The 9,428-nt window shown below is 74.7% G+C and carries 7 protein-coding genes; 2 read left to right on the top strand and 5 right to left on the bottom strand.

Annotated features, from left to right (window positions below; genetic code table 11):
• Nucleotides 1-229 precede the first annotated feature (229 nt).
• Complete coding sequence (locus A4V12_RS18570) at nucleotides 230-850, bottom strand: TetR/AcrR family transcriptional regulator (RefSeq protein ID WP_079137128.1); 621 nt, start codon at nucleotides 848-850, stop codon at nucleotides 230-232.
• A gap of 117 nt (nucleotides 851-967) precedes the next feature.
• On the opposite strand from A4V12_RS18570, the gene A4V12_RS18565 reads away from it, so the two are divergent.
• Together A4V12_RS18565 and A4V12_RS18560 are read left to right on the top strand one after the other, a co-directional pair.
• Nucleotides 968-1,825, top strand: a complete 858-nt coding sequence (locus A4V12_RS18565) for a class I SAM-dependent methyltransferase (protein ID WP_064070474.1) — start codon at nucleotides 968-970, stop codon at nucleotides 1,823-1,825.
• Nucleotides 1,826-2,139: 314 nt separating this feature from the next.
• Nucleotides 2,140-3,345 (top strand): hypothetical protein, encoded by a 1,206-nt coding sequence (locus A4V12_RS18560; RefSeq protein WP_064070473.1) that lies wholly within the window; start codon nucleotides 2,140-2,142, stop codon nucleotides 3,343-3,345.
• 398 nt (nucleotides 3,346-3,743) lie between these two features.
• On the opposite strand, the gene A4V12_RS18555 is transcribed toward A4V12_RS18560, so the two are convergent.
• The 4 genes from A4V12_RS18555 to A4V12_RS18540 form a co-directional block, all read right to left on the bottom strand.
• A complete protein-coding gene (locus A4V12_RS18555; protein WP_064070472.1) occupies nucleotides 3,744-4,682 on the bottom strand; it encodes a sigma-70 family RNA polymerase sigma factor in 939 nt (312 codons plus the stop codon).
• An 11-nt stretch (nucleotides 4,683-4,693) separates the two neighbouring features.
• On the bottom strand, nucleotides 4,694-5,914 hold the full coding sequence (locus A4V12_RS18550) for an NAD(P)/FAD-dependent oxidoreductase (RefSeq protein WP_064070471.1): 1,221 nt from the start codon (nucleotides 5,912-5,914) through the stop codon (nucleotides 4,694-4,696).
• Nucleotides 5,915-6,293: 379 nt separating this feature from the next.
• Nucleotides 6,294-8,489 carry a hypothetical protein gene (locus tag A4V12_RS18545; protein WP_064070470.1) on the bottom strand — a complete coding sequence of 732 codons (2,196 nt, stop codon included), beginning with the start codon at nucleotides 8,487-8,489 and terminating at the stop codon, nucleotides 6,294-6,296.
• Nucleotides 8,486-9,277: an ABC transporter ATP-binding protein gene (locus A4V12_RS18540; protein ID WP_064070469.1), complete on the bottom strand. Its 792-nt coding sequence runs from the start codon at nucleotides 9,275-9,277 to the stop codon at nucleotides 8,486-8,488. The genes A4V12_RS18545 and A4V12_RS18540 overlap by 4 nt, the downstream gene beginning before the upstream one ends.
• Nucleotides 9,278-9,428 lie beyond the last annotated feature (151 nt).

Raw genomic sequence — 9,428 nt, 5'->3', positions numbered from 1 at the left:
CCCGCCGCTCCCAGCGCTCCCACTCCTCCATCCGGGCAACGTAGCGCCACTGCCGCCGGACGCGACCCCTCGCCCGGGAATCTTGACCTCATCGCCGCTCGGCCGTGTCCCGGCCGGTCCGGCCCCGCCGACCGAGGAGGCGCGCCCCGCCGGCTGCCGGCCGGACGCGCCCACCGTCGCCGTACATCCTGCCGGAGGCACGATCGATGGTACGAACGACGGCACGGGCTCAAGGCGTCGGCGGTGTATGGGGACCGAGCAGTGCGGACAGCAGACGTTCGGTCGTGTCCCGTGCCTCGGCGCTCCCGCCCTCCGCGCCCCCGCCCTGCGGACGCGTCATCAGCAGGTGGTGGACGGTTCCGACGAGCGCGAGGGCGATCGTCGCCGCGTCGGCGCCCGGCGCGAGGCGCCCGAGGTGCTGCTCCGCCCGCAGATAGGCGGTGAACGAGTGCTGGATCGCGTCGAAGGCCGGCGCGCCGGACCGGAAGCCCTCCCGGGTACGGAGGGCGGCGACGGGGCGGGTCATGGCCAGGCCGACGACCCCGGGCGGCAGGGAATCCAGCAGGGTGAGCACGACGTCCCGGAGGTTGTCCGCCACGCCGCCCTGCCCCACCCGGCCGTCCAGCTGTTCCGCCTCGCGGGCGCTGCGGGCGAAGCGGTCGAGGACGAGTTCGGCGACGAACTCGTCCAGCCCGGCGAAGTGCGTGTGCAGGACGCCTTTCCCGCAGTCGGCTTCCTCCGTGACGGCGCGGCTGGTCAGAGCCGCGGCCCCGTCGCGGGCCACCACGCGCTCCGCGGCTGCGAACAGCCGCTCCCGCAGATCCGGAATGGCCACTCCACGAGGTGACACAACAGCCCCTTCCCTCAAGCCCGTTGCAAGTATGGGCAAGTGCCCATACTGTTTGGGCACTTGCCCATACTAGAGGCCGGGGCGCTGTCCGACGCCCCGGCGGGACGGATGTGCCGCATGGATAAGGTCGCCAACACAGCCCAGGCGCGGGCCTGGAACGGCTACGAGGGCACGCAGTGGGCCGCCGGCCAGGACCGCTGGGACGCCATCAACGACGGCTTCAACTCCCCGCTGCTCGACGCCGCCGCGATCGGCGGTGGTGACCGCGTCCTCGACATAGGCTGCGGGGCCGGCCGCACCACGCGGCTGGCCGCCCGGCGCGCCGGTGAGGGCCGCGCCATGGGGCTGGACCTCTCGGGGCCCATGCTCGAACGCGCCCGGGCGAGCGCCGAGCGCGAGGGGCTGGGCAACGTCTCCTTCGTCCAGGGCGACGCCCAGGTCCACCCGTTCGAGCCCGCGTCCTTCGACGCCGCCGTCAGCCGATACGGCATGACCTTCTTCGGCGACCCCGTCGCCGCCCTGGCCAACATCCGTGACGCGCTGCGCCCCGGTGGCAGGCTGGCGTTCATCTGCGCGGCCGAAGCCGAGGCCAACGAGTGGCTGCAGGCCCTGGCCGCGCTGGACGGCATCCTGCCGCTCGGTGGCTTCGGCGCACCCGGTGGGCCCGGCATGTTCTCCCTCACCGACCCCGACCGCATCCACTCCTTGCTGACCGCTGCCGGGTTCGCCGGCACCGGCGTCGAGCGCGTGGAAGCCGCAGGCGACTGGGGGACGGGCGCCGAGGACGCGGCGGCGTTCCTGCTCGACTCCGGCCCCGGCCGCCATCTGCTGAGCCAGGTGACGCCCGACGCGCGGCGCCTGGCCCGCCGGGCCCTGACGGAGCACCTGCGTCCCCGTGAAGGCGGCGGCGCGGTGTGGCTGCGCAGCACTTCCTGGCTGGTCACGGCCGTACGGCCGGAGACCGGGCACGGCTGAGGGCTCCCGTACGGCGGCAAGTTCGAGCACGGCCGACGCGCATGCCGAAGCCAAGCCGAAGCCAAAGCCGAAGCCGAAGCCGACCGGATCGACCAGGGCTCGGGCCGGCCGGCGGGGCAGCCGGCCGGCGACTCCCCACAGGGGAACGGGCGAGCGAAGAGAACAGGTCACTGGCACATGCCAGGCAGATCAAACACTATCCGCCCGTGCTCCATCAAAAGGGATGAACCTCGCAGTTCAGCAGGGTAAAAAAGGGCATTTTCCCCCAGGATGACGTCGTCTCACCCACCCCCCTCGACACAAGGAGCCCGACCATGTCGGAGACGACCGAGCCCAATGTCGGTTCGTTCACTCTCGGCGGTCCCCTGACCGCTGAGCCGGCCGCGACGATCGACGTACCGGAGCACGCGGAATGGCCCCTTCCGAACGGCTTCGCCTGGGTGTTCCCCGGTGAGGGCAACCAAGGCGGTCTCGTCCGGCCCGTGATCATGGCCGACGGCTTCAACCTCGGGCGGAGCAAGCTCGACGTGCTGTACCACGGGCTGGAGAGCGGCTACCCGTTCATCAGCGAGCTGCGCCGTCGAGGCAGGGACGTGATCCTGCTCGGCTTCGAGGAGCGCAGCGCGTCGATCCTCGACAACGCGCGGGCCGCGGAGGCCGCCATCCATCGGGCCGCCGCCGAACAACAGGGCGACCGCCCCATGGTGGTCGGCGGATTCAGCATGGGTGGCATCGTCACCCGCTACGCACTCGCCCGCATGGAGGCGCAGCGCGTGGACCACCGCACCGCGCTGTACTTCTCCTACGACAGCCCGCACCGCGGCGCGTCCATCCCGGTCGGCGTGCAGGCGTTCTCCCACTTCATCCCGTTCCCGAACAACTTCGCCAGGCAGATGAGCAGCCCGGCCGCGTGCCAGATGCTGTGGCAGCACTACGACGCCGAGACCGGCAAGATCGGTGTCTCACCGCTGCGGACCGAGTTCCTGGACGCCTTGCGCCAGGTCGGCGGGTGGCCCAGCAGGCCGAGGAAGATCGCCGTGGCCAACGGCCGCGGCGACGGGGTCGGTCTGCCCGAGGTGAAGCCCGGCGAGGTCGCGCTGCGGATCGACCGGATCTACCCGGGCACCACCTTCTACACCCAGGCCCAGGGCGACGACGTCACGGCCGCCTTCCTCAACCGTCGTTTCCCGAAGGCCGAGAAGACCGTTCCGACCAGTGGCTTCCCGGAGCTGGACGGCGCGCCGGGCGGCAGCCTGCACACCTACGAGATCCTCGCCGGGGCGATGGAGAAGCTCGGCGGCGAGGCGGACCTGCGGCACAAGGACGTGTGCTTCGTTCCCTCGGTCAGCGCGGTCGCCATCCGTGACGTCGACCACCAGAACGACCTGTACGCACCCGTCGACGACCTCGACCCGTACGAGAGCGAGCTGGACGACTTCCTCTGCTCGTCCACCACCACCGCCCACACGGCGATCACCGCGGAGCTCTGCACCTGGATCATGGACCGGCTGCCCGACTGATGCGTCGAGCGCCTGCCCCTGGGCGCGCCCGGCCGCTCGTGGGAGGGGGCGGAAGCACCGCCGTGACCCCGCCACCGCGCGCCCGCGACGCCCCGACCGGTGACGGGTGCGGCACGTCCTCGTGATGTCACGGTCGCGGACACGAGCGGCTGCCCACCCGCCACTTCCGGCCGTACGNNCCCCCCCGTGCCCCCCCCCCCGCGCGCCCGCGACGCCCCGACCGGTGACGGGTGCGGCACGTCCTCGTGATGTCACGGTCGCGGACACGAGCGGCTGCCCACCCGCCACTTCCGGCCGTACGGTGCCGCCCCGTCGCACAGCGGCAGGGCAGTACCGCACGACCGCGACCGGGACCGCGGTGGCCCCCCGCTCGGGTCACCGGGGCCCGTTGCCGCGCGTCACCATGCGCCGACGGCCGGTGCGGCCGGCTCGCGCCGCCGCCAGGCCTCGTCGAGCCGTGCCAGCCGGCCGGCGGCGGCGATGCCGTGCAGGGACGAGATCCGGCCGCCGTCGACCGCGAACACCACGGCGCCCACGACCCGGTTCCCGACCACGGCGATGACGGCCGGCGAGCCGTTCACCGGCGCGATGTGGAAGACCGGCGAGCCGCCGGCCAGCCGCCGCTTCGCCGGAGTGGGCCGGAAGCCCGCGCGTACGAGGGAGGCGACCCGCTCGCCGGTTCCGTACCGCAGCAGCCGCCTGGCCAGCCCGGCACCGTCCGAGACAGCGGTCGCGTCCTCCGTGAGCAGCGCGACCAGCCGCTCGGTGCGCCCCGACGTCGCGGCGGCGAGGAACTCCTCGACGATCCGGCGCGCGGAGGCGTGATCCACCTCGCCGGCCCCGCGGGGCCGGGCGGCGACCCGGCGGCGGGCCCGGTGCACATGCTGCTGGCTCGCGGACTCGCTGATGTCGAGGATCCCGGCGATCTCGGCGTGCGAGCAGGCGAAGGCCTCGCGCAGGACGTAGGCGGCCCGCTCGACCGGCGACAGGCGCTCCATGAGGATCAGTACGGCCAAGGACACCGATTCGCGCTGCTCGAACGTATCGGCGGGACCGAGCATCGGATCGCCGTCGAGCAGCAGCTCGGGCAGCCAGTCCCCGGCAGCACGCTCATGGCGCGCCTGCGCCGAGCGGAGCCGGTCGAGGCAGAGGTTGGTGACGACCTTCGTCAACCACGCCTCCGGTACGTCGATGCCCTCCCGGTCCGCCGCCTGCCAGCGCAGGAACGCGTCCTGCACGGCGTCCTCGGCGTCCGCCGCCGAGCCGAGCAGACGGTACGCCAGCGAGGCCAGCCGTACCCGGCCGGCCTCGAACCGATCGATCGCTGCGTTCTCCATCGCGGATCGGCCTAGGCGGCGACCCCGACACCGGCCCGGTCGGCCGGGGCGGGCAGACGGTGCTTGCGCTTCGGCAGGCCGAAGGTCGGGTGGGCAATGCCCCACGCGGCCGCCCCGAGCACACCCGCCTTGAGCCGCGCGGCGGTCCGCCCGCCCAGGAACCAGGACTTCGACCGGGCCTCCCCGTCCACCATCTGGAAGATCGCGTCCCGCCGCCCCAGGCTGATGTGGTTCCCGTGGTACGCCAGCGCGGTGGTCGGGATCGCGGCGCCCGTCAGACGCGCGACGATCGCCGCCGTCGCCTGCATGTTGGTGACGCCCGCCGAGGCGCAGGACATCGGCAGCGGCCGGCCGTTGTCGCCGATCGCGTAGGCGCAGTCACCGGCGGCGTAGACATCGGGGTGGGACACCGAGCGCATGGTGCGGTCGACGACGATCTGACCGGTTGCCGCGACCTCCAAGCCGCTGGCGGCCGCGATGGGGTGCACGGCGAACCCCGCCGACCACACGGTCACGTCGGCCGGGAGGGAACCGCCGCCGGCGGTGAACGCCCGCTCCGGCTCGACGGCCTCCACGACGGTGTGCTCGTGGACGGTGATGCCGAGCCGGTCGAACGCCTGACGCAGGTGGCGGCGGGCCTTCGGGGAGAGCCACGCGCCCAGCTGTCCCCGGGCGGCGAGCGCGACCGAGAGGTCGGGCCGGGTTTCGGCGAACTCCGTGGCGGCCTCGATGCCCGTCAGTCCCTCACCGACGACCAGGACGCTGCCGCCCGCGCCCAGCCCGGCCAGGCGCTCGCGCAGACGCAACGCCGACGCCAGGCCGGTCACATCGAAGGCGTGCTCGGCCACGCCGGGGACGCCGTGGTCGGCGACGGAGCTGCCGAGCGCGTACAGAAGCGTGTCGTACGCGAGTTCGCCGGCCCCGCCGCCCCTGCCGTTCTCTCCGCCCGTCCCGTCCTCGCCGGCCAGGGTCACCGTCCTGCGCTCCGGGTCGACGCCCGTGACGCGTGCCAGGCGCAGCCGCACCTCGGTGCCCGCGAACACATCGGTGAGCCTGCGGAACGCGATGTCCCGGCCGGCCGCGAGCTGGTGCAGCCGCATCCGCTCGACGAAGTCGGGTACGGCGTTGACGACGGTGATCTCGGTGTCGGCGGGCGAGAGCCGGCGGGCCAGGTTCCCGGCGGCGAAGGCCCCGGCGTACCCGGCGCCGAGTACGACGATGCGGTGCTTCATGACGTGGCTCCTGTCTCGTTCGCGTACCTCTTCGACGAGACGGCGCCCGGATTGCTGACAGGCACGCCGTGTGGCGTGAGTCACAGGGGCAGCGGGGTCGGTGAGCCCGCGGAGCTGCCGGGCGACGGCAAGGGGGGCCTTCGGGGTCGGCACGGGCTCGCTGCGACCGCGGCACGCGGTGACCCGGCCGCGACCGGCCACCGCAGGCCCGCCCGCGCCGCCACCGCCCCGGCCGCCACCACCCGCCATCGCCCGCCTCCCGCCCTGTCGTCCGGCGGCCCCGCGCGTCGCCCTCCGCCCGCGGTCGCCCGGCCGGTTGCCGCGCGACGCGCGCTCGTCCGGCCGGCGGGCGATCGTCCGGACCGGCGGTCGACGGGGCTCAGTCGCCGACCGGGCGCCAACCGGACGCGGCCCGCCGCGCCGTCGCCGCCCCCCACGCCGTCAGCGCGAGGGCGCAGACCAGCGCGCCCGAGGTGAGGGACACCAGGCCCAGGGGGTCGCTGGGGGCGACACTCCTGACCGGCGCGGCCAGCCACCAGGCGAGGCCCACTCCGACGAGCGACGCAAGGGCCGTCGGGAGCAGCAGGGACCAGCCCGCGACCGCACCGTAGAGCCGGCCGCCGGACGTGAGCACGGACAAGGGAGCCAGTTCGCGTCCGAAGCGCAGGAAGTCCGTCAGCGCCCCGATGCCCGCGCTCAGGCAGACCACGGCGATGCCGACCGTGGACAGCAGCCGCAGCCAGCCCGCCGCGGTGGCCAGCTTGCCCAGGCCGCCGCCGTTGAGCACGTAGTCGACCGAGGCCGACATGGCGAGGTGGCGATGGGCGATCCCGTTCAGCGTGGCCGCCGGGAGCCGGCCGCCACCGGCGCCGAACAGGACCAGTTCGCGTCCGGCACCGGCCGCGTCCGGAAGCTGCGCCACGTCGCCCGAACGGACCACGACCTCCATGCCGGCAGCCGCTCCGACACCGCCGAGGTACTCCCGCAGCCGTGGATCGGCGGCCGCGAACGACACCGACCGCGGACGCGTGTCGCAGCCGATGCGCAGCTCGCGCAGCGCGGGACACCCGCCGACGAGTTCGACCCGGCCCCGGCCCTCACCGGGCACCTGCACCTGCACCCGCACCGCGAGGGCGTGCACCCCGGCCGGCAGCGCGCGGTGGAACGCCCGCACCCTGGCGGGCCCTGCGTACGGAGCGGCCCGCAGCACGCTGGTGCCCAGCCGCTCGCGCGAGTCGACCGCTCCCTGGCCCGCCGCCGTCAGGGACGCCGTCCACACCTGGACCTGCACGGCGATGCCGATGGCGACGACCAGGGCGGCGACCAGGCGTGTCACCGTGCGGGGCGCCGCGGCCATCCGCCGCCCCGCGAGCAGCAGTCCCGCGTCGCCCCGGCGGCGGCCGAGGGCCGCGAACCGCGGTCCGAGCAGGCCGACGCACGCGCCGATGACGCCCGGGAGGGTGACCAGGACGAGCAGGTAGCCGGTGGCGTAGAGGACCACGACCGAGTCGGGATGCGCCAGGTCGACCACCCGGACGGTGAAGAGCAGCGCGACCGGAAAGAGCCACAGGCTCCAAGTGGCCGCGTGGGTGCGGACGGCCGTCGGACGGGTGGCACGCGCGCGGCGGCGCGCCGGCTGCGCGAGCACGGTCACGAGGAGGACGGCGGCAGGGACCGCGACCAGGACGCCCGCCAGCAGCGGGACCGCCGCGCGTACGTCCCCGGCGGCCAGCACGAAGGCGGTCGAAGGGAACGGGAGGTCCACCACGAGCGCGGGCAGCATGGCCACCGCCCCCGCGACGGCGCCCAGCGCGACCGGCCGGGCCGCCTCGCCGGCCGTGCAGCAGGCACGCGCGGACCAGCCGCCGCCGAGTGCCGCCAGCAGCACGGTCCTGCGGTCCCGGGCGGCCGCTCCCGTACGGACGGCGATGGCGACGAGCAGCGCCACCGGCAGCAGCACGAACCCGGCGTACGCGGCGAGGAACTCGCCCTTCCCGAAATGGTGCAGGTGCTCGCCCAGGACACCGGTGCCGGTCGTCTCGCCGAAGCCGCTGATCCCCTGCATCAGCGAGCGGTCCAGCATGGCCGCGGTGGGCCGGACGTAGACCAGGAACTCGCCGGGCGCCTCGAGGCCGGCCGGGTCGATCACACCGGCGAGCCTGCCGTACTGCGCGACCACCGCGTCCTCGCCGGAGGCGTCGAGCAGCGCTCGGGACGCGAAGACCTCACCGGGCACCGGCCAGCGCGGCAGGCCGGGTGGGGGTGCCTGCCGCTCCGTGAGCGGTTCGAGGTGGATCACGTCGTACGCCAGCCCCCCGGCCTCCGCGGCGTCCCATCGCCACAGGGCGCGCACCGGCTCGTCGGGATAGGCGGCTGCCAGGCGGGGGGAGCGCTCCAGGGTGCGCTGCGTACGGCCGTCGAAGGAGGCGTCGGCCATCACCAGTCCACCGACGGCGAGGGTGAGCAGGGCGGTGGCCAGGGCCAGGGCCCAGGAGCGGATGCGGCCGGCCTCCGCACGCCGCGCGGCCGACGCGCCGATCCGCCACAGCCGCGGGGCGAGCGCGCCCGCGGTCATGAGCGGGCCCCGGTACGGGAGCCGGAGCGGTCTCCGGGCATCGGCGCGCCCGGTGGCGCGGTGTACGGCTCCCCGGCGGAGGAGGCGTGCGGTCCCGGCGCGGCCGTGGCGTCCTGCGGCACCAGGCCCCCGGCGCCGAGGGTGACGCACCGGTCGGCGCGCCGGGCCACCGCCTCGTCGTGGGTGACGAGCAGCAGGGCGCACCCGCGGGTGGCGGGAAGCGTGTGGAGCAGCTCCGTGACGGCGTCGCGGTGGAGGGGGTCCAGCGAGCCGGTGGGTTCGTCGGCCAGCAGCAGCGCCGGCTCGTTCATGAGGGCGCGGGCGACCGCGGTGCGCTGGCGCTCGCCGCCCGACAAGGTGTCCACGCGCCCGTCCACCGGGTGGACGCCGAGTTCGTCCAGCAGCCGCGCCGCGCGGCGGTCGGCCGCCCCGGGGCCCATGCCGCCGAGCAGACCGGCCAGGGCCACGTTCTCCAGGGGGGAGAGTTCGGGGAGGAGTTCACCGAACTGGAAGACCATGCCCATGTGCCGGCGCCGGTGCCGGGCGAGCATACGCGAGGACATCCCGCCGAGGTCGGCGCCCGCCACCCGCACGGTGCCCGCGGCCGGGCGGACCAGGCCGAGGACGCTCATCAGGAGCGTGCTCTTGCCGCTTCCGCTCGGTCCGGTGACGGCCACGGACTCACCCGCCCGGACGCTCAGGGTGACGTCCTCGAAGAGCGTCCGCCCCGGCACGTGGCAGGTCAGCCGCTCGATGTCGAGTACCGGTGGGTCGTCTTGGGCTTGCACTGCGCGGTCTCCCCGTACTTCTCGATGGCGGCTGCGTACACTGCGCGTCAGCGCCGGGAGGCGGCCTGTGCGAGAGGTCGCCTCCCAGCGCCCGACGAGCGCTCGTCACGTCCTGCGGTGCGACGGCCCCGGCCGGCGGGGGTGGTCACGG

This window comes from Streptomyces noursei (genome assembly GCF_001646665.1).
Taxonomy (GTDB): Bacteria; Actinomycetota; Actinomycetes; order Streptomycetales; family Streptomycetaceae; genus Streptomyces; species Streptomyces lavendulocolor.
This window is presented reverse-complemented; position numbering and strand designations above follow the sequence as displayed.

Coding starts and splice junctions, on each gene's coding strand:
- A4V12_RS18565 (WP_064070474.1), top strand. CDS start 968: ATGGATAAGGTCGCCAACACAGCCCAGGCGCGGGCCTGGAACGGCTAC.
- A4V12_RS18560 (WP_064070473.1), top strand. CDS start 2,140: ATGTCGGAGACGACCGAGCCCAATGTCGGTTCGTTCACTCTCGGCGGT.
- A4V12_RS18555 (WP_064070472.1), bottom strand. CDS start 4,682: ATGGAGAACGCAGCGATCGATCGGTTCGAGGCCGGCCGGGTACGGCTG.
- A4V12_RS18550 (WP_064070471.1), bottom strand. CDS start 5,914: ATGAAGCACCGCATCGTCGTACTCGGCGCCGGGTACGCCGGGGCCTTC.
- A4V12_RS18545 (WP_064070470.1), bottom strand. CDS start 8,489: ATGACCGCGGGCGCGCTCGCCCCGCGGCTGTGGCGGATCGGCGCGTCG.